Source organism: Planococcus beigongshangi, from assembly GCF_016820495.1.
GTDB classification, from domain to species: domain Bacteria; phylum Bacillota; class Bacilli; order Bacillales_A; family Planococcaceae; genus Planococcus; species Planococcus beigongshangi.
Genome location: NZ_JADHDU010000002.1, coordinates 579620 through 599475, shown reverse-complemented (window position 1 = coordinate 599475; position 19856 = coordinate 579620). Strand labels below are relative to the sequence as shown.

Here is a 19856-nt window from a genome sequence, read left to right as displayed (position 1 = left end):
GTAGGTTCGAGTCCTACCTTCGGAGCCATACTGGGGAAGTACTCAAGTGGCTGAAGAGGCGCCCCTGCTAAGGGTGTAGGTCGGGCAACCGGCGCGAGGGTTCAAATCCCTCCTTCTCCGCCAGTAATAGGCCCCTTGGTCAAGCGGTTAAGACACCGCCCTTTCACGGCGGTAACACGGGTTCGAATCCCGTAGGGGTCATATAAAAAATGCCATGCATTAATTTGCATGGCATTTTTTTGTTTTGTAGATTATCATATTAAGTCGAACGGGTAGAAAATTAAAAATAGCTCAAGTGGATACACACTAGTTAACGCGAATCAACTAAAGGAGTGTCCCCAAATGAGCTATGCCCAAATTATATCACGGGAACGTGTGCTAATCGAGAGTTATTGCCTGGAAGAGAAATCGCTGTCCTACATGGCGAGACAGTTGAAGCGAAGCAAGAGCACCATCAACTATGAATTGAAACGCTGTCAGCCGTATAACGCCCTTTTGGCGCAGGCTGACTACGAGGCCAAACGTAAAAACTGCGGTGCTAGACGATCGGTCAATCAAGAAGACGTCGATTATGTCCTGTCAAAATTGAAGTTGGGCTGGTCGCCCGAAGGCATCGTCGGACGGTATTGGAAAACACATAAGAAACCTTTTCCCATCAGTGTATTGAGTATGTACCGTTACGCTGCACTCGGTCTATTCAAGCTGTCTCAAAAACTCCTAATCCGTAAAGGCCGGAAGTTGAAAAACAACGAAGTGGAGACCCGAGGCAAGATGCCCCGTCTGAAAAAGATCCACGCGCGCCTAGCGCCACGAAGCCAAGTGGGACACTGGGAAGCCGATACGGTCATCGGCAAGTCACACAAAAGTCAGATTCTCACATTGACAGAACGCACCACCCGGTTTGAGATTGTCTATAAGCTGACTCCGAAGACGGCCAGTGAAACCGCTCAGGCCATCATCCACGTGTTGAAAAATCTGCCTAAAAAAATGGTGAAATCCATTACTGCCGACCGAGGCAAAGAATTTCACGGATGGGTCGAAGTGGAGAAAGCCTTAGAAATACCCTTTTACTTCTCAGATCCCGGGTACCGGGCCAGCGCGGAACAAACGAGAACAGTAATGGTCGTGTTCGCCGCACGTACCCAAAAGGAACCGACTTCAGCCGGATGACCCAAAAAAGAGACTATGGATTTTCTCCTGGTATTCAATCAGGTCCCCCGGAAAGTACTGAATTATAATACGCCATTTGAGGTATTCATGAATTTCTTGCCGCGTTCGACTTGAGTTGACAATTTATATTTATAAAATTATAATCGGATGAAATTTTTCTTCTTATTAAAAAGAAAAAGCATCTCAGTTAAGAGATGCTGAATGGTATGTTTAGAAGATATGGCCGATTAATAAGCCTATGGCTAACAATAAAGCAAATAACGTGTTGGTTATACCAGTGTCTTTCATGGCAGGCATAACTTTCAATGGTTCTGTATAACGTTTAAAGATTTTAATGATTTTCACCGGTTTGATTATACTGATGAATACCAGCAGAGACCATGGCGTAATCTGCCCCAGAAAAACAAGTAACGCTATCCATACATAGGACAGGGCAAAAAATGATAGAAGAATGTTGACTGCAGCCGGCCGGCCGGCAAGTATCGCCAATGTTCTTCGGCCACTCGCGGCATCGCCGACGATATCTCTGATGTTATTGGACATCATAATGGCTGCTACCAGCAAGGTGCTGGGCACTGATAAAAGAATGGCATCCAAAGTGATGGTTCCGGTTTGAATATAGAATGCGATAAGTACGATCAGGAAGCCCATGAATAGGCCTGAGAATACTTCACCGAAGGGAGTATAGGCGATCGGGTATGGTCCGCCGGTGTATAAATACCCGACGATCATCGCTATACCGCCTACGGCCAATAGCCACCAGCTTGTCTGATAGCAAATGTAGATTCCGATGATTCCTGCGATTACATAAAGCCCAAAAGCAAGACGCAGGACGGTTTGCGGTTTGACGCCGTTTCTCACGATAGCGCCACCGATACCGACAGAATTTTCATTGTCGAGGCCTCTTGCAAAATCATAGTATTCGTTGAACATGTTTGTTGCTGCCTGAATCAGTAAACTTGCAACCAGCATGGCTGTGAATAATAACCAGTCAATTTGTGAATCCCTGATTGCAATCATTGTTCCCAGAAATACGGGAGCAAAAGCTGCGGTCAAAGTATGCGGGCGGGTAAGCTGCCACCAGACACGCCATCCATTGTCCGCTTTAATCATTTGTGTCATGTAGTACCTCTCCTTTAATTCTTTCCTATTATATTGTACTGCAAATAGTACTTTAAGACAGCAAATGTTGTGCTGATTTTAGCAGAAAAGAGTATGATAGAGGGTAGAGATTAAAAAGAGCAATGGACTCATCGTTTTTTTTCGATAGCCATTAAATAAACGGAGGTAATATGATGAATTCACAACCGTATTCATCGGCCGAAAAACAAGATAATTCACGGTACGTCGCATACCGTTTTTACACGGAAACAATTGAAGTATCCAGAATATCCGCGTTAGCGTTTTTTGATGCAGGCACTAAGGATTATGCCGGCAAACGTTTCTATTGGCAAAATCCCGAAAAAACGCATACCCTGGTCGGACTTGGCCACGCCCATGTATTGGAAGCCCAAAATCATCAAGGGCGATTTGAGGATATTAAAAATAACTGGCAGAACTTATGCAAGCAAATCGTCAATGAGGAGCCTTTTGTTGAACCTGTCTTATTTGGCGGATTTTCTTTTGATCCATTGAATAAGACGCAAAGTCTTTGGCACCGTTTCCCTGAAGCCTATTTCACAGTGCCGACTTTTCAGCTGGTCATCAAACATGACCGAGCTTACCTGAGCATTCATCTCATAACGAAAAAAGAAGATACATTTTCGGAGTTCGAAGCATTGAGAAAAGAGCGGGATATATTGATCCACGCTACACAGGTATCTGAACCGGCAGTTTATGAAAAACCTGTGCACAAAGGCCGGGAAGAGTTGAAAAAAGAGGAGTATCTTGCCTCTATTGATAAGATGACCGATATCATTAAGGCGAAACAGGCAGATAAAGTTGTCATTGCCCGTGTATTAAGACTGGATTTCGATAAAGAATTGTCACCTTCATCAGCACTTTACCAGGTATCGAAAGAACAGCCCGAAAGCTTTATATTCGGTATGGAAGCGGAAGAGCAATTCTTTTTCGGAGCTACGCCTGAGCGTTTGGTGAAAGTTGAAGATCAGCTTGCTTTGTCTGCATGTTTAGCAGGTTCCACGGCACGCGGCAAAACAGTTGAAAAGGATTCGCAACTCGGCAATGAATTGCTGAATGATAAGAAGAACCGTTCTGAACATCAATATGTCGTGGATATGATAGACAAGGTGTTTTCGGAACATTGCACTGTGAAAGTTTTGCCTAAAAAGCCGAAATTGATGAAAGTACGGGATATTCAACATTTATATACACCTGTAAAGGGTGAATTGAAAGAAGGCTCAAATCTGATCGATCTGGTGCGTGACCTTCACCCGACACCCGCCCTTGGCGGTGAACCTCGGCAGGCAGCACTTAGCCTGATCAGGCAATATGAAACGATGAACAGAGGCTATTATGCTGCGCCAGTGGGCTGGATAGATGCCAAAGGGGATGGGGAGTTTGCCGTCGCGATCCGTTCGGCTTTATTGGATAAAAAAGAAGCTTATTTATATGCAGGCGGGGGAATTGTGGAAGATTCCATTTCAGCGTCGGAATATGCTGAAACCTGGGTTAAATTCCGTCCGATGCTTCGTGCCCTGGGAGGTCAATTAAGTGACGAATCGTAAGTATTTAACTGAATATGTTTCTGCATTTACGCATAGCCTCGTGAATCAGGGGGTTAAAAATGCGGTGATCAGTCCAGGATCGAGGTCGACTCCTCTCGCATACGCATGTATGAAAGAGGAGGGCATAACGGTCTATCGGCAGATCGATGAGCGTTCGGCTGCCTATTTTGCGCTCGGTTTAGCGAAGGCTTCAGGTGAGCCGGTCATGCTTCTTTGTACGTCGGGAACGGCTGCAGCGAATTATTTCCCTGCTATAGTAGAAGCTTTTTATGCCCGGATCCCATTGATTGTCGTGACGGCCGACCGCCCTCATGAGCTAAGGGAAGTCGGGGCCCCTCAGGCAATCAACCAGATCAATCTATTCGGTTCGCATGTTAAATGGTCAGTGGACCTGCCAATGCCCGAGGAGGAAAACCGGATCGGCTTTTTGGTGCGCCATCTTCACCGGGCAGTTAAGAATGCGGTATCCGCGCCGCGGGGACCTGTGCATTTGAATGTGCCTTTCCGTGAACCGCTGGTGCTGGATTTTGAACAGCAGTATGACAGTCCCGGTGAAATCCAGCACTTAAGAGGTGACTTTGAGCTGTCCGCTTCCACCCGGGATTTCCTGGAGGAAATAACACGGACTGATAAAGGACTTTTGATAATCGGTGAAATGACCGGGGAAATGCCTCCTGAATTCTGGACGTTTATCCGGAAGTTAAACTGGCCGGTGTTGGCAGACCCGTTATCCAATATTCGCAGTAATAAAGAAGGAAATTATCAGAACCTGATTATCGACAGTTATGATGCGATATTGAAAAGTGAAGTTTTTAAAGGGAACATGGTGCCGGATACAGTGATCCGCATCGGACCGCAGCCTGTATCCAAACCGCTGACATTATATCTTGCCTCAGTGAAGCCGGATATATATGCCGTGTTCGATGAATCACCGATGATGAGGGATGCGCAATCAGTGGTGACTCATCATATCCAGGCATCTGAAGCTGGTTTATGGCAGCTGGAGATCCCAGCGAAGGTGACGAATTCCTATACCGAAAAATGGACTGCTGCATCTCAGTTGTTCTGGGAACTAACAGAACTTCATTGCAATGAAAAGCTGGATGAAGGGGTACTTGCGAAAGTTCTTTTTGATGAACTGGACCGCTGTGATCTGATCGTCAGCAGCAGTATGCCGATCCGGGATACGGATACGTATTTTAAAACGACTACACGTGATGTAATGATTTACGCCAATCGGGGCGCCAATGGCATTGACGGCGTTGTATCGACGGCTTTCGGTGTCCAGGCTGCTAAACAGCGTCCGGCGGTTTTATTCATCGGGGATTTGGCGTTTTTGCATGATCTGAACGGTTTGATCGCTTCAAAAATGCAGGAGACGGATTTGACTGTCGTCGTGATGAATAACGATGGCGGCGGAATTTTCTCTTACTTGGCTCAATCACAGGAAGAACGTTATTTTGAAGAGTTGTTCGGGACGCCGACGGGATTGAAGTTCGAAGATGCAGCACGAATGTATGATGCAGAGTATGCGGCTGTGGAAACAAAAGAGCAATTGCGTTCCGCGTTGCGGACGCCAAAAGAAAAGGCTGTTAAAATCATTGAAGTGTTCACGGACCGCGAAACAAATGTGCGGGTGCACAGAGAATTGTGGAATCGACTTGCCGAGGAGCTGGATGTCCAATGAAACTGGAGATTGAAGGCGTCCATTATCACATTGAAATTTTAAATGAAGATAAGGAACAGGCGCTGGTGTTTCTCCATGGTTTTACCGGCAGTTCCGAAACATGGCAAAATATGATGCCGTATTTTGCAGATTACAAACTGGTGCTGATCGATCTCATCGGACACGGTGAAACGGATAGTCCAGCGGATCCTGAGCGGTTTTCGATGGAGCTGCAGCTGCGTGATCTGGAGCACCTATTTGAGCGGCTGGGTCTTCGGGATTTTGCGCTGGCGGGTTACTCGATGGGCGGCCGTGCAGCGCTGGCCTATGCCTGTACCTATCCCGAAAGGCTGAGCGTTCTGATACTTGAAAGTTCTTCACCTGGTTTGAAAACGGAACTACAGCGTAATGAGAGAAGAGATAGCGACCTGCTTCTTGCCGAGCAGATCCTGTCCGGCGGGATTGCTTCATTTGTCGGCAGCTGGGAGAAGATCCCTCTATTTAAAACGCAGGAGACATTACCGGAAACTGTGAAAGCGGCTGTCAGAAGAGAACGTCTGGCGCAGAAGCCTGTTGGCCTCGCAAACAGTTTGATCGGTATGGGCACAGGTTCTCAGGCTTCGTATTGGGAAACAATCAGGCAGCTTGAATTCCCGGTTTTATTGGTTACAGGAGAACTGGATCTCAAGTTTACGGCGATTGCTGAAGAGATGGCAGCGCTGATGCCGGATGCTGAGCATAAGCAGATAGTGGCGGGGCATGCGTTACATGTGGAAAAACCGGATGAATTTGCTACAATGGTAAGGGAGTATTTAAAAAAGAAATTTTAGGAGGAAAATCATGACACGTGAATGGGTAACAGAACGTACATATGAAGATATTAAATATGAAATTTATAACGGGATTGCGAAAATTACAATCAACCGTCCGGAAGTGCGTAACGCATTCCGTCCAAAAACGGTCCATGAATTGATCGATGCATTTTCACGCGCACGCGATAATGCGGACGTCGGCGTAATCGTTCTGACTGGCGAAGGCGAGAAAGCTTTCTGTTCAGGCGGAGACCAATCCGTCCGCGGACACGGCGGTTACGTAGGAGAAGATGAGATTCCACGTTTGAACGTACTTGACCTTCAGCGTCTGATCCGTGTTATTCCGAAACCGGTTGTTGCAATGGTTGCAGGATATGCAATCGGCGGCGGCCACGTGCTGCACGTAGTTTGTGATTTGACGATCGCTGCTGACAATGCACGTTTCGGCCAGACAGGACCACGCGTTGGTTCGTTTGATGCAGGTTACGGTTCTGGTTACCTGGCGCGCATCATCGGCCACAAGAAAGCACGTGAAATCTGGTACCTGTGCCGTCAGTATGACGCCCAGGAAGCGCTTGATATGGGCCTTGTGAACACAGTGGTTCCTTATGAGCAGCTCGAAGATGAGACAGTGAAATGGTGTGAGGAAATGCTTGAAATGAGCCCGACTGCACTTCGTTTCGTAAAAGCGGCGATGAATGCGGATACGGATGGCCTTGCTGGACTTCAGCAAATGGCTGGAGACGCGACATTGCTTTACTATACAACGGATGAAGCGAAAGAAGGACGCGATGCGTTCAAAGAAAAACGCAAACCTGATTTCGGCCAATTCCCGCGTTTCCCTTGATCATTCATAATTGAAAGCTGTCCTTCCGGGGGCAGCTTTTTTTGGTAATAACAGAAGTATATACAATGAAGATTTATACTAAAAGTTATGATGGGATTGAATCTTTCAATCTATTGGATTATTGAGACAAGGAAAGGATTTTGAAAAATGAGTTATCCAAACTGGCTTAGTCAAAGAGCCCATTTGAGCGGCAGCCGAATGGCCTTGTCGTTTGGCGAACGGCAATGGACGTTTTCCGAGATAAACGAAATTGCCCTTGATTATGCAGGACGTCTGAACCGGCTTGGCATCAGCCCTGATTCAAGAGTGGCGATTCTTGCGAAATCAAATCCCGAATCAGTTTTCGTCATGTATGCCTGCCTGCATGCCGGATTTGAAATGGTCATGCTGAATGAGCGGCTGTCAGCGGCGGAACTTGACTATCAACTGGAGGATTCAACGGCATCCCATCTGCTGGTGGATGAGGAATTGCAAGGGAAAATCGAATTCGACAATAAAATCCGGTTCAGTGATATCAGAAATACAGCCACTGCAGAATTTAAGCCTGCTGGCGAATGGCCGGAAGACCGCACGATTTCTATCATGTATACATCCGGAACGACCGGTTATCCGAAAGGTGTACGGCAGACGGCGCAAAATCATTTTTCGAGTGCCGTTTCATCAGCTCTCAATATCGGTATTTCACCGGGCGATGTCTGGCTTTGTGTCATGCCGTTATTCCACATCAGCGGATTTTCGATCCTGATGCGTTCACTCATTTACGGCATGGGTGTTCAGCTGCATCCGAAATTTGACGCAGCAGTTTGCGCTGAGCAATTAAATCAAGGCACAGTCACACATATGTCAGTGGTTGCGGTGACGCTGGAGCGGGTGCTGCATGAATTGGAGACAAAAGGACTGGAAGTGTCTGCTGACTTTAAATCGATGCTGGGAGGCGGCGGACCGGTACCGGTCTCTTATATCGAACGCGCTGAAAAATTCGGTATTTCCGTATTGCAGACTTATGGCATGACGGAAACGTCTTCACAGACGACAACATTGCAAGCAGGCGATGCGAAGCGGAAAATCGGTTCATCCGGCAAGCCTTTATTTTTATACCAGATCCGGATCGGTGAAAATGAAGCGGCTGGTGAAAAAGGCGAGATCCAGATCCGGGGGCCTCAGGTGACGCCAGGGTATATCGGAAAATACGCTGACCGCCAAGTGCGGCAGGATGGCTGGTTCCATACCGGCGACATCGGCTTTCTGGACGATGAAGGCTTTCTGTTTGTGGTGGACCGGCGTTCGGATCTGATTGTGTCCGGCGGTGAAAATATCTATCCGGCGGAAATCGAGAAAGTGCTGCTGGGGCATCCGGCAGTAAGGGAAGCCGGGGTTTGCGGCATGCCTGACGAAAAATGGGGTGAAGTGCCGGCGGCTTTTATAGTATTGGCTGAAGAAGTGCCAAAAGAAAAACTGACAGAATTTCTGAGGAAACAGCTTGCCGGCTATAAAATACCGAAGCACATCCATTTTGTGGAATCGCTGCCGCGCAATGCTTCCAATAAGGTGCTTAGAAGAGAGCTGAAATCATGGGTTTGACGATTCGGGAGATCCGCTTTCAGCGTGTGAAGAAAAAGCTGAATAAGCCTTTCATCACTTCGCTGGAAACTGTCAATGAGCGTGAATCGATCCTGGTTGCCGTGGTTTCTGATCGCGCAGTCGAGGGATACGGGGAATGCGTCGCTTTTTCGACGCCCTGGTATACAGAAGAAACGGTGGAAAGCTGTGCTTTCGTGATGGAGCAGGTGCTTAAGCCGTTATTGATGGGGAAAGAATTGAATGGGCCAGATGAAGTCCATGCAGTTTTCGGCCATGTCAAAGGCAATAGGATGGCGAAAGCGGCAATTGAAATGGCTGTGTGGGACTTGTTTGCGAAACATGGAAATTTGCCGTTATGGAAATATGTCGGCGGCGAGCAAAAGCGGATTCCAGCAGGTGTAGTGGTGGCTGCAAAACCTGAGCGTATGGCGAATGAAATCGATCAGGCTGCAAAGGGTGGCTATAGCCGCATCAAAATCAAAATATCGACTGATTCAGACACGGAATTGCTGAAAGAGGCGGTCAGCCGCTATCCGGAAATCCTCTTTTTTGCAGATGCAAACGGCGGATTCGATAAGGATAGTTTCCAACGGCTTTTAGCATTTGATACGATCGGATTTGCGCTGATCGAACAGCCTTTCGGCGAACAGGAATGGCGGCTTCATGCGAAAGCGAGTGCTGAAATGCAGACGCCGATTTGCCTGGATGAGAGCATCGAAAGTTTCGAAGATGCGGAGCGCATGATTGAGATGCAGGCCGGCAAAATCATTGTCATGAAAATGGGACGGCTCGGCGGCTGGCATGAAACGTTGAAAATCGTGGAATTATGCCGTCAGCACGGCATTGAAATGTGGGTCGGGGGCATGATTGAATTCGGTGTATCGAAAGCTCACAATCTCGCGTTGGCTTCACTGCCGGATCTTGTATTGCCCGGGGATTTTTCAGGTTCCCGGCATTTCTGGGATGAAGATATTATTTATCCTGAAATCGTCGTTGAAAACGGAACAATTCAATTACAGGGAAATATCGGCATCGGGTATGCTGTGGCAGTGGACAAAGCGGACTTGAAATAGTCCGTTTTTTTTATATATCTTTCAGTTTAAGGGATATGATATGATTTGTTTAACAGGAATTGGAACTTTCTGTATAGTTTGGCAGTGATTATTAAGTTGGTTGTTGAACTGCAAGAGAACCAATAAACACAAAAGGGGGGAGCTTTCATGAACTTCTGGAAATTCATGCTTTCGTTTTTGATTGTCAGCGCCATTGCTGATATGACTTATCTTAAACTGGACTTTTTTGAGTACAGCTTATTCAGTACAGATGTTTTTCAATGGGCAACGCCGCTCAAGTTTTTAGTGGAAATGAGCATTTTTGCTGTTCTGCTTTTTGGCTTATATAATTTTCTTGAATTTCTGGGGAAATGGCGGATGGAACGGAAATACATAAAAATGCAACAGGAACTTGCTGATGGAGGAAAGTAAAAGGAACTTAATGGATCCACGGCTATTTTTCAGTATATTGCTCTCAATCATTATCGGTTGGTTTGCCGTAGGCGCTTATGCAAGTTCAGAGCATCTGGAGCACCCGGTTTTCCTGGATCATTATTTGGATGAATATTCCGAGCATGGTCTGCCGCTTGAGCTTTATTATATAACCAATAAAGATGAACGAAATACGATAAACTATGTCATGTTCGGAGAAATTATGGGATATATCGAAGAGGGCTACGCTGATGTTTTTTCTGATCCGTTTACGCAGCAGGAATATGCGATTGAACGCTATGGCCTATACGAATTGAGGTCGGTCAGGATTGTTCTGGACCCATATGAGATGTCTATGCTGCAGGAAGAAAAGATTTTTAATGAAATGACGGTCCACTTTTCGGATAGGAAACCTGTAGTGGCAGATATCGGTGAAATCATTATCCATCCTTATGAGCAACCAGGCCAATCTTATCTGACCAATAATTTTAGCATGAATGGCACTGAGGGAAGTGCCTCCATCTATCAAGCGGAAGAGAAGATGTCCATTACAGCGCTAATTCCTCATCTGCCGGAGGAATATGCCGGGAACCTGAAAATCCATCCGGGCGTTTCCGGTAACCAGGCAAAGTTGTCTGGTTTAACAGATGATTTTTCAGAAATGCATGCAGAAGGTGAAGATCACCGGAATCTGGAGTATCCTTTAATACTTGAAAAAGGCGAGGAGTTTGCCTATACCATGCGGAATACCACCCGAGTAAGTTCCGTTATCAACTCCTGGATGATGATCGAAGGAACTACTGATAGCGGTAAGACAGTGGATGTTCCTGCATTTCTTCTGCAATTGCCTGAATGGGAATCCTTGAATATCAAAGCGATCATTGAACGCAAAGGAGCCGCAAAATGATGGAAAGAGCATTAAGCCGGATTTTATATGGAACGGTATTCATTTTTCTTGATATCCGGATCGGTGTGGACCTTCTTGCTGATCCGATCGGTTATTTGCTGATTGCGGTGGGTTGCCTGAAGCTGTCGGAAAAATATGCAGATGGCAAAAGCGCTTCGATTTTTTCAACGATCCTCATCTTTCTATCTATTCCATCCGTTTTCATCGATTTTAATCTGATTCAAAGTGGAGCCTGGCATTATTTTTCCAACTTTGTATTTGCCGGTGAAGTGGTGCTGACATTCTACTTATTCAGGATGCTTAGAGAAATTGCTGAGAAAGCCGGCAGAAAAGACTTGGCAGATCGGACCAGGCGACTGTTTAACCTTTATATCCCGTTGAGCCTGTTGATGCTTGCGATGGGGGCTGTCGGTAAGGTATCCGGCTCTGATTATTTCCGGATGCTGCTGATTGCCTTGGTGATTCTCCTATTGATCTTGAATATCGCCTTCATAATTTTACTTGCTGCATTCAGGAAAATGGCGAGGAAAAAAATCTCTTCATCGGTTTTCGGCAGTCAAGAGGGCTGAATCCGTTCAAGGAAAGCCTAGAAGTGAATACAATAGAAAAAGCGTCCAATGGGATTCCATTGGACGCTTTATTTTATTGCAATATCGTTTCCAGCACTTCAAGGTTTCTCTGCATCAAGGAGAAATAAGTTTCATTATTATCGATGTTTTCCTGCGTCAATACACCGAGATTGTGCATTTCGACAGCTTCAGCGCCGACTTCCTTCTGCACGACTTCTGTCAGGTTGGAAGAGACATTCTGTTCAAACACAATATATTCGATGTTCTTTTCACGGGCCAGCTCCACAATTTCAGTCAACTCTTTTTGCGAAGGTTCATCCTGGCTGTTCAATCCTGCGACTGCGACCTGCTGGAAGCCGTATGGCTCTGCAAGATATGTGAAGGCTGCATGTGAGACAAAGAAAGTATCGTTTGACACCTGTTCATGCAATTCGCTGAATGACTGGTCGAGTTGTTGAAGTTCCTTGATCAGTGCTTCATGGTTTGCTTCGTATGTTTCTGCGTTGGCTGAATCTTTGGCGATCAATGATTCTTTGATCGAATCCGCCAGATCCTGGCTCAATTTTGGCGACATCCAGATATGAGGGTCGGTTGAACCATGGTTATGGCCTTCATGACCCTCTTCATGACCAGATTCATCGTGATCATCTTCGTGTTCATGGTCGTCTTCATGACTTTCTTCACCGTCACGGTGCAGGGCTTCTTCCAGGCGCTCATCCGTGATGGCATCGGCGAGAGCCGTGAATTCGACATCTTCACCTTCCAGGGTTTTCTTTGCGCTGTCGATGAATCCTTCCAGGCCAAGGCCGATATAGAACATCAAGTCTGCTTCAGCGATGGCAATCATGTCCTGCTGGGTCGGCTCGAACGTGTGCTCATTGGCTCCGGCAGGGTAGACGGAAGTGACGTCGACGAAATCACCGCCGATGCGTTCGGTAAAATAGGTCAGAGGATAGACGGTCGTATAGACTTTGATTTTTGATGTATCTGCTGTTGAATCGCTGTTGTCCGTTTCGTCAGCGCCGCATGCTGCTAAAATAAGAACAGTGATCATGAGGATGAATAAAGCTGGTTTTTTCATAATGTTCCTCCAAATTGTAACGGTTACGTTTTATTGACAATAAGTATCTTACAGGATTCTGTTTTTAAACACAAGAAAAACCTCCAATTATTTTTTTGGAGGCCATTTTTCAGGTACGAAATCCACGCCGCCTTTATGGAAGGGATGGCAGCTGAGAATCCGCTTTATCGCCAGGTAACCGCCTTTCAACGCACCGTGCTTTTCCACGGCTTCGATCCCGTAATGGGAGCAGGTCGGATAGAAACGGCAACTCGGTGGAGACAGTGGGGAAATGAACCGCTGATAAAAGCGGAACAGCTTGATCAGTAGGGTTTTCATATTGTTCGCTCTCTTCTTTCCATTGTATTGGAAGATTCATATGTTTATTGTAGGGGCTTTAAAGGTATTAATAAAGTAGAAGAACTTATAAAAATTGAAATGGAGAGTGGATTTGAATGTCAAAAGAATTAAACGAAGAGTTAAACGTACAGGTAGCAACATGGTCAGTCATGTATACGAAATTACATAACTTTCACTGGTATGTAAAAGGGCCGTCATTTTTCACGCTGCATGTGAAATTTGAAGAACTTTATAATGAAGCGACGCTGCACATGGATGAAATTGCGGAACGGCTGCTGGCACTTGGCGGCAAACCGGTAGCAACAATGAAGGAGCAGCTTGAATTGTCGGTTGTATCAGAAGCCAGCAGCAAGGAAAGTGCCGAAGAAATGGTTGATGCGGTTGTCAGCGATTATGACAAGATCATGGTTTCACTCAAGAGAGGCATGGAACTCGCAGCTGAAGACGGAGATGACATGACAGAAGATATGCTGAATGCCATCCATCAGAATCTGGAGAAGCATTCATGGATGCTTTCTGCATTCCTTGGTGAAAAGAAGTAGAATAGAATTACACAAAGCGCACACGTTCGGGATTGTGTGCGCTTTTTTTATTTGTACAGGAGTGAAGGACAATGGAGTATACGGATATGAATGGCTGCCGTTGCAAATTATCATTTGAACCGGACGCATTTGAGATGGAGAGCCGGCATGTGCTCGTCATTTCGCGCTGGCAGGGGCGCTGGCTCTTGACGGATGATAAGAAGCGGGGGCTTGAATTTCCCGGTGGCAAGGCGGAAGAGGGGGAAAGCCTGACAGAAGCGGCGGTCCGAGAAGTCTACGAAGAGACCGGTGCAGTGATTGATGAACTGGAATGGTTTGCGGAGTATTTTGTCGACGGCAGCCCCCCTTTTTGCAAGACCGTATTTCTGGCGAAAGTGTCAGCTATCGAGAAAATCGAATTGATGGAGACGAACGGACCCATTTTGGAAGAGGAATTGGCACTCGATGATTCCTACAGTTTTTTAATGAAAGATGAGGGCATGAAAAGTTTGTTGAAGCAGGTGAAAGCAAATGGAAAATGGAAAGATTGAATCGAAAAGGATCTATCCTTCACCGAACCCCAAAGTGAAACTGACGGAAATCGTTTATTGGTCTGAAGGTTTGAAAGTCAAGGGCTTACTGGCTGAACCGAAAGAGCCGGGCGATTACAGCGGACTGCTCTATTTGCGCGGCGGCATCCAATCCATCGGCATGGTGCGTCCGGCAAGGGCGGCACAATATGCGGCACAGGGGTTTGTCGTTTTCGCCCCTTATTACAGAGGCAACCGCGGAGGGGAAGGCAAAGATGAATTTGCCGGCGCTGACCGCTGGGACGCTGTTCACGCGGTGGATGTGCTGAAACAATTCAGCAATGGCCATGTGCATCTGCTGGCATTTTCCAGGGGCGGCATCATGGCGTTGTGGACGGCTGTGCTGCGTGATGACATCACTTCTCTTGTGACATGGGCAGGGGTCACGGATACGGTGCTGACCTACAAGGAGCGGCCGGATATGCGACGGATGATGAAACGCATTTACGGCGGCACACCGAACAACGCACTGACAGCCTATGAAGAGCGGAATCCGCTTCTGAGGCTGGATGAAGCAACGGTTCCCATGCTGATCATCCACGGCCTGAAAGATGAAAATGTGTTTCCTGCACAGGCTTATCTTCTCGAAGAAGCGTTGAAACTGAATGGCCAGCCCCATGAAACGTGGTATTTCCCGGATTATACGCATTTCTTTCCGCCGGCAGCCAACCGCAAGACCGTTGCCGCTTTGGCACATTGGATGAAGGAACAGGAACAATAAGATAGAAAAAAAGCACATCCGGCGAAAGGGCCGGATGTGCTTTTGCTTATCATTTATTCAATGGACCGCCTTTAGCACTGATGTCAGTGGATACGGTACCGAATTTCTTGAAATTGTCCTGGAATTTTTGAGCAAGTTCGTTAGCTTTTGCATCGTAGGCTGCTTTATCAGCCCATGCGTCACGCGGGTTCAGAACTTCAGTCGGCACTCCTTGAATTTCCTGTGGAATGCTGAGGCCGAATACGGCTTCCTGTTCCGTAGCCACGCCATTCAATTCGCCTTTGATCGCTGCGCGAACCATTGTGCGTGTATATGAAAGTTTCATGCGGTTGCCGACGCCGTACTCGCCGCCGGTCCAGCCTGTGTTGACCAGGAAGACTTCGACTTCGTGCTCATCGATTTTATTGCCGAGCATTTCTGCGTAAACTGTCGCATGAAGCGGCAGGAACGGTGAACCAAAGCAAGTCGAGAATGTCGCTTCAGGTGAAGTGATGCCGCGCTCTGTGCCGGCAAGCTTCGAAGTATAGCCGCTCAGGAAGTGATACATTGCCTGTTCCTTCGACAAACGGCTGATAGGAGGCAATACGCCGAAAGCATCAGCAGTCAGGAAGACGATCGTTTTCGGATGTCCGGCCAATGAAGGCTGGATGCTGTTGTCGATTGCATCGATCGGATAAGCAGCGCGCGTATTTTCAGTCAATGAACCGTCATCGTAATCAGGGATGCGTGTTTCCGGATCAACGACAACATTTTCAAGAACCGATCCGAATCGGATAGCATCGAAAATCTGCGGCTCGTTTTCACGTGACAGGTTGATCGTTTTCGCATAGCAGCCGCCTTCGATATTGAACACGCCGTTATCAGACCAGCCATGCTCGTCATCACCGATGAGTTTCCGGTCCTGATCTGCGGAAAGTGTCGTTTTGCCAGTACCCGACAATCCGAAGAATAGGGCGACATCGCCGTCCTGGCCCACGTTTGCTGAACAGTGCATTGGCAGGATGCCTTTTTCAGGAAGGATATAGTTCATGATGGAGAAGATCGATTTTTTCATTTCGCCAGCATATTCAGTGCCGCCGATCAGAATCACTTTCTGTTCCATTGAAACGATGATGAACGTTTCTGTATCTGTGCCATCGACAGCCGGATCAGCTTTGAAAGTCGGTGCATAGACAACCGTAAACTGGGCATCATGGATTTTCATCTCTTCGGCAGTCGGACGGATGAATAATTGGTGGGCAAACAGGTTATGCCACGCGTATTCGTTTATCGTCTGGATGTGCAGGCGTGATTCAGGGTCTGCACCAGCAAAGCCTTTGAACACGAACAACTCATCTTTTTCTTTTAAGTGTTTAAGGACTTTTGCATACAGGTTCTCAAAAATTTCAGAAGAAATCGGACGGTTTACTGAACCCCAGTCAATTTTATCTTTCGAAATATCTTCTTCTACCATATACTTGTCTTTAGGCGAGCGGCCAGTGTATTTCCCCGTTTCGGCTTTCACAGCGCCTTCGCGCGTCAAAACTGCTTCTCCGCGTGAAGTGGCAGCTTCCACCAATTGTGGAACCGACCATTGGACATTGACATTGGAGCCGTTTAAAAGATCTTTCAAATCGTTTTGCAAGTTAACTGAGTTCATATATGTACCTTCCTTTTCGGTTATTCCCAAGGCATTGGGGAAGAGTTATATTCGAACAATAGTATAACACATTAACTCGATTAGTCTATACTAATAACCCGGTTGATTTCAAAATTCACGCTCTGTACGAATTTAATGCCAAATATGAGGGTTAATGGAACATTGAGCATAAATAAACTATGAAAATCGTTGACATCATATTGTCAGTTCCGTATGATGGAAAATTGAACGGATACTCTTATTCCGAGCTGGTGGAGGGGACAGGCCCTATGAAACCCGGCAACCTGCTGCTTATGACGCAGCGCTGGTGCCAAACCTGAAGCAAGGCGAAAAGGCCTTGGACGATAAGAGTGAAAGGTGCGTATGATGATTTCTCCTTTCCTCATTAATGAATGAGTGAAGGGATTTTTTTATGAAAAGCCCTTAATCCTCGTGTGCAAAGGCCACGGAACGGCTTGAAGTTCAATCCAGTTTGTTTGGAACGGACTTGACATGGGAAAATGAGTACCGTATCAATTTCGAGAGCAATCTCGCAGGATATAAGGAGGAACATTTTTTGACAAACCGTCGATTATTCACATCAGAATCAGTAACAGAAGGACATCCGGATAAAATCTGTGACCAAATCTCAGATGCCATCCTGGACGCGATCCTCGCAGAAGATCCGAACGCTCGTGTAGCGTGCGAAACAACCGTTACGACAGGACTTGTTCTTGTAGCAGGGGAAATAACTACGACAACTTATGTAGACATCCCGAAAGTGGTGCGCCAAACCGTTAAAGATATCGGTTATACACGCGCAAAATATGGCTTTGACTCTGAAACAAGTGCAGTCCTGACAGCAATTGATGAGCAATCACCTGATATTGCCGCTGGAGTGAACGTGGCGCTTGAATCACGCGAAGGCCAGATGACTGACAAGGAACTTGATGATATCGGTGCAGGAGACCAGGGTTTGATGTTCGGTTACGCGAACAATGAAACTGAAGAGTTGATGCCGCTGCCGATCTCACTTGCACATAAATTGGCACGCCGTTTAGCGGAAGTGCGCAAGGAAGAGATCCTTCCATATTTGCGTCCTGACGGTAAGACACAGGTGACTGTTGAATATGATGAAAACGATAAGCCGCTTCGTGTGGATACTATCGTAATCTCGACTCAGCATCATCCGGAAGTAACACTTGAGCAGATCCAGCGCAATATCAAAGAATATGTCATCAATGATGTCGTTCCGGCACATTTGCTGGATGACGAAACCAAATACTTCATCAACCCGACTGGCCGTTTTGTTATCGGCGGACCTCAAGGAGACGCGGGTCTTACTGGCCGTAAGATCATCGTTGATACTTATGGTGGCTATGCCCGCCACGGCGGCGGCGCATTCTCCGGTAAGGACGCGACGAAAGTTGACCGTTCCGGTGCATACGCAGCGCGCTATGTAGCGAAAAATATTGTTGCTTCAGGCTTGGCCGATAAATGTGAAGTCCAAGTGGCTTATGCGATCGGGGTTGCACATCCGGTTTCCATTTCAGTTGATACATTCGGAACAGGTAAAATCAGCGAAGACCAACTCATCGAACTGGTCCGCAATAATTTCGACCTGCGTCCGGCAGGATTGATCAAGATGCTTGATCTGCGCCGTCCAATCTACAAACAGACTGCAGCTTACGGACATTTCGGCCGCACAGATGTGGATCTTCCTTGGGAACGTACAGATAAAGCAGCTGCTTTGAAAGAACAGTCAGGAATTTGAGTGAAATAGATGAAAACCGCACGAGCCAAGTGGCATGTGCGGTTTTTTTCATTTTTGCAAGGATTTATAATAAGCGGCTTTCTCTGCATATTCGCGGACTATGCGCTCCATATCGGCGATATCGTCTTCATTGAGTTCACGTATCACCTTGGCTGGACGTCCGAAAGCCAGTGTGCCAGGCGGGATGACTTTCCCTTGAGGAACCAGGCTGCCGGCACCGATAAAGGCACCTTCTCCAATTTCAGCTCCGTCCAGAATGACAGAACCCATGCCGATCAAAGCGTTTTTACGGATTATGCAGCTATGGAGTGTCACCTGGTGTCCGACCGTCACTTCATCTTCTAGGATCAGTGGATTATTCGGGCTCTGGTGCAGCATGCACAGGTCCTGGACATTGGTTTTATTGCCGATGACCGTCGGAGCGACATCGCCCCGGACGACGGTATTGAACCAGATGGATGATTCTGCGCCGATTTTCACATCGCCGGTGATCGTTGTGAAATCAGCAATGAATGCGGATGGGTCTATTTGAGGGTGTTTGTCTTTGTATGGGTAAATCATGGTAAAACTCCTTTAATCAAGATAGTATATCTTTAATGGTAGCAAATCCTTTTGAAAGGTCAACTTTAAACAGGATTTATGCTGATCTTCAACTGAAAGGGGCGGGAGAAATGTGGAAATGGCAGGCTGAAGGACAAGCGAAGGCAGTGATCGTACTGGTCCACAGTGCATATGAACATCATTTCAGGTACAGCTGGCAAATCGAGCAATGGCGCTCTGCCGGATTTCATGTCGTAATGGGTGATCTGGCGGGGCATGGCAGAAGCCGGGCCGCAGGAAAACCGCATATGGTCAGTTTTTCTGTTTATGAAAAAGCAATTGACGACATGTTGGAAGCCGCCTTTGATGATGGGGTGCCGATCTTCATCATTGCACATGGTTTCGGTGCGCTGCTGACGATGGGTTATCTGAGCAGAAAACATCACAATGTTGCTGGTGTCGTATTCACATCCCCGTGGCTGCAGCTCATCAAGACGCCTTCGAAACTTTCCAGTGCATTACCCGGTTTACATAAATTGACGCCAAATATGAAAATCAATCATGACTTGAAGATTGAAGATCTTACACGCAACCCGGAGATCATTGAAGCTGATTGGTCAGATGAATTATACCGTCCGGTTGTTACGGTGAAGTGGTACCGTGAACTGCAATCTTATATGAAGGCAATGAACAGCGGGAAAGTGAAGTTTCCGGACATTCCTGTTTTTATCCACACGGCCGAACAAGATCGTGTAACAGATAAGGAAGCTGCAAAAATTTGGCTGAAGCAGCAGGAGCTGAAAGAATTCAGTTATAAAGAATGGAAAGATGCCTATCACGATCTGTATCAGGAACCTGAACGCGAAGATGTATTTACAACGACTCATTTATTCCTGAAAAATATTTTGAGGACATTGGGGTATGTAGTGAAATAAGAGTTGGAAGGAGC

Annotated in this window: 19 protein-coding genes, 2 tRNA genes, 1 pseudogene and 1 riboswitch; of the genes and pseudogenes, 17 read left to right on the top strand and 5 right to left on the bottom strand. The window is 46.7% G+C overall.

Features of this window, described 5'->3' with window-relative positions; genetic code table 11:
• Nucleotides 1-32: 32 nt before the first annotated feature.
• The 3 genes and pseudogenes from IQ294_RS07060 to IQ294_RS07050 all read left to right on the top strand — a co-directional run bounded on the left by IQ294_RS07060 (nucleotide 33) and on the right by IQ294_RS07050 (nucleotide 1284).
• A tRNA-Ser gene (locus IQ294_RS07060) sits at nucleotides 33-123 on the top strand.
• Between the two features lie 6 nt (nucleotides 124-129).
• Nucleotides 130-201, top strand: a tRNA-Glu gene (locus IQ294_RS07055).
• Between the two features lie 141 nt (nucleotides 202-342).
• A pseudogene (locus IQ294_RS07050) lies at nucleotides 343-1284 on the top strand (IS30 family transposase).
• A gap of 96 nt (nucleotides 1285-1380) precedes the next feature.
• Here IQ294_RS07050 and IQ294_RS07045 read toward each other — a convergent pair.
• Nucleotides 1381-2292: a 1,4-dihydroxy-2-naphthoate polyprenyltransferase gene (locus IQ294_RS07045; RefSeq protein WP_203333293.1), complete on the bottom strand. Its 912-nt coding sequence runs from the start codon at nucleotides 2290-2292 to the stop codon at nucleotides 1381-1383.
• 173 nt (nucleotides 2293-2465) lie between these two features.
• Here IQ294_RS07045 and IQ294_RS07040 point away from each other — a divergent pair, with 173 nt between their 5' ends.
• The 9 genes from IQ294_RS07040 to IQ294_RS07000 all read left to right on the top strand — a co-directional run bounded on the left by IQ294_RS07040 (nucleotide 2466) and on the right by IQ294_RS07000 (nucleotide 11723).
• Nucleotides 2466-3857 carry an isochorismate synthase gene (locus IQ294_RS07040; protein WP_203333292.1) on the top strand — a complete coding sequence of 464 codons (1392 nt, stop codon included), beginning with the start codon at nucleotides 2466-2468 and terminating at the stop codon, nucleotides 3855-3857.
• On the top strand, nucleotides 3844-5544 hold the full coding sequence (gene menD / locus IQ294_RS07035) for a 2-succinyl-5-enolpyruvyl-6-hydroxy-3-cyclohexene-1-carboxylic-acid synthase (RefSeq protein ID WP_203333291.1): 1701 nt from the start codon (nucleotides 3844-3846) through the stop codon (nucleotides 5542-5544). Before IQ294_RS07040 ends, menD begins: the two co-directional genes overlap by 14 nt.
• Entirely contained in the window at nucleotides 5541-6353 is an 813-nt protein-coding gene (gene menH / locus IQ294_RS07030; RefSeq protein WP_203333290.1) for a 2-succinyl-6-hydroxy-2,4-cyclohexadiene-1-carboxylate synthase, read from the top strand. The genes menD and menH overlap by 4 nt, the downstream gene beginning before the upstream one ends.
• A gap of 10 nt (nucleotides 6354-6363) precedes the next feature.
• Nucleotides 6364-7182: a 1,4-dihydroxy-2-naphthoyl-CoA synthase gene (gene menB, locus IQ294_RS07025; protein WP_203333289.1), complete on the top strand. Its 819-nt coding sequence runs from the start codon at nucleotides 6364-6366 to the stop codon at nucleotides 7180-7182.
• 147 nt (nucleotides 7183-7329) lie between these two features.
• Nucleotides 7330-8763 carry an o-succinylbenzoate--CoA ligase gene (locus IQ294_RS07020; RefSeq protein WP_203333288.1) on the top strand — a complete coding sequence of 478 codons (1434 nt, stop codon included), beginning with the start codon at nucleotides 7330-7332 and terminating at the stop codon, nucleotides 8761-8763.
• A complete protein-coding gene (gene menC / locus IQ294_RS07015) occupies nucleotides 8754-9836 on the top strand; it encodes an o-succinylbenzoate synthase (RefSeq protein ID WP_203333287.1) in 1083 nt (360 codons plus the stop codon). Before IQ294_RS07020 ends, menC begins: the two co-directional genes overlap by 10 nt.
• Before the next feature lie 147 nt (nucleotides 9837-9983).
• On the top strand, nucleotides 9984-10247 hold the full coding sequence (locus IQ294_RS07010; RefSeq protein ID WP_203333286.1) for a hypothetical protein: 264 nt from the start codon (nucleotides 9984-9986) through the stop codon (nucleotides 10245-10247).
• A 10-nt stretch (nucleotides 10248-10257) separates the two neighbouring features.
• Nucleotides 10258-11154, top strand: coding sequence for a hypothetical protein (locus tag IQ294_RS07005; protein WP_203333285.1), 897 nt, complete (start codon nucleotides 10258-10260; stop codon nucleotides 11152-11154).
• Complete coding sequence (locus tag IQ294_RS07000; RefSeq protein ID WP_203333284.1) at nucleotides 11154-11723, top strand: hypothetical protein; 570 nt, start codon at nucleotides 11154-11156, stop codon at nucleotides 11721-11723. Before IQ294_RS07005 ends, IQ294_RS07000 begins: the two co-directional genes overlap by 1 nt.
• Nucleotides 11724-11796: 73 nt before the next feature.
• On the opposite strand, the gene IQ294_RS06995 is transcribed toward IQ294_RS07000, so the two are convergent.
• Nucleotides 11797-12804, bottom strand: a complete 1008-nt coding sequence (locus tag IQ294_RS06995; RefSeq protein WP_203333283.1) for a metal ABC transporter solute-binding protein, Zn/Mn family — start codon at nucleotides 12802-12804, stop codon at nucleotides 11797-11799.
• Nucleotides 12805-12891: 87 nt separating this feature from the next.
• The gene (gene yidD, locus IQ294_RS06990) at nucleotides 12892-13122 is read right to left on the bottom strand and encodes a membrane protein insertion efficiency factor YidD (RefSeq protein ID WP_203333282.1); all 231 of its coding nucleotides are present in this window, start codon (nucleotides 13120-13122) and stop codon (nucleotides 12892-12894) included.
• A gap of 116 nt (nucleotides 13123-13238) precedes the next feature.
• On the opposite strand from yidD, the gene IQ294_RS06985 reads away from it, so the two are divergent.
• The 3 genes from IQ294_RS06985 (at nucleotide 13239) to IQ294_RS06975 (ending at nucleotide 14975) form a co-directional block, all read left to right on the top strand.
• On the top strand, nucleotides 13239-13685 hold the full coding sequence (locus tag IQ294_RS06985) for a Dps family protein (RefSeq protein ID WP_203333281.1): 447 nt from the start codon (nucleotides 13239-13241) through the stop codon (nucleotides 13683-13685).
• Nucleotides 13686-13756: 71 nt separating this feature from the next.
• Nucleotides 13757-14215: an NUDIX domain-containing protein gene (locus IQ294_RS06980; RefSeq protein ID WP_203333280.1), complete on the top strand. Its 459-nt coding sequence runs from the start codon at nucleotides 13757-13759 to the stop codon at nucleotides 14213-14215.
• On the top strand, nucleotides 14196-14975 hold the full coding sequence (locus IQ294_RS06975) for an alpha/beta hydrolase family protein (protein WP_203333279.1): 780 nt from the start codon (nucleotides 14196-14198) through the stop codon (nucleotides 14973-14975). Before IQ294_RS06980 ends, IQ294_RS06975 begins: the two co-directional genes overlap by 20 nt.
• Nucleotides 14976-15024: 49 nt before the next feature.
• On the opposite strand, the gene pckA is transcribed toward IQ294_RS06975, so the two are convergent.
• Nucleotides 15025-16614, bottom strand: a complete 1590-nt coding sequence (gene pckA, locus IQ294_RS06970) for a phosphoenolpyruvate carboxykinase (ATP) (RefSeq protein WP_203333278.1) — start codon at nucleotides 16612-16614, stop codon at nucleotides 15025-15027.
• A gap of 235 nt (nucleotides 16615-16849) precedes the next feature.
• Nucleotides 16850-16965, top strand: a riboswitch (SAM riboswitch).
• A gap of 205 nt (nucleotides 16966-17170) precedes the next feature.
• Between pckA and metK the strand changes: the two genes are divergently transcribed.
• Entirely contained in the window at nucleotides 17171-18367 is a 1197-nt protein-coding gene (metK, locus tag IQ294_RS06965; protein ID WP_203333277.1) for a methionine adenosyltransferase, read from the top strand.
• Between the two features lie 48 nt (nucleotides 18368-18415).
• Here metK and IQ294_RS06960 read toward each other — a convergent pair whose 3' ends face one another.
• Nucleotides 18416-18928 carry a gamma carbonic anhydrase gene (locus IQ294_RS06960; RefSeq protein WP_203333276.1) on the bottom strand — a complete coding sequence of 171 codons (513 nt, stop codon included), beginning with the start codon at nucleotides 18926-18928 and terminating at the stop codon, nucleotides 18416-18418.
• A 110-nt stretch (nucleotides 18929-19038) separates the two neighbouring features.
• On the opposite strand from IQ294_RS06960, the gene IQ294_RS06955 reads away from it, so the two are divergent.
• Nucleotides 19039-19842 (top strand): alpha/beta hydrolase, encoded by an 804-nt coding sequence (locus tag IQ294_RS06955; RefSeq protein WP_203333275.1) that lies wholly within the window; start codon nucleotides 19039-19041, stop codon nucleotides 19840-19842.
• Nucleotides 19843-19856: the final 14 nt, after the last annotated feature.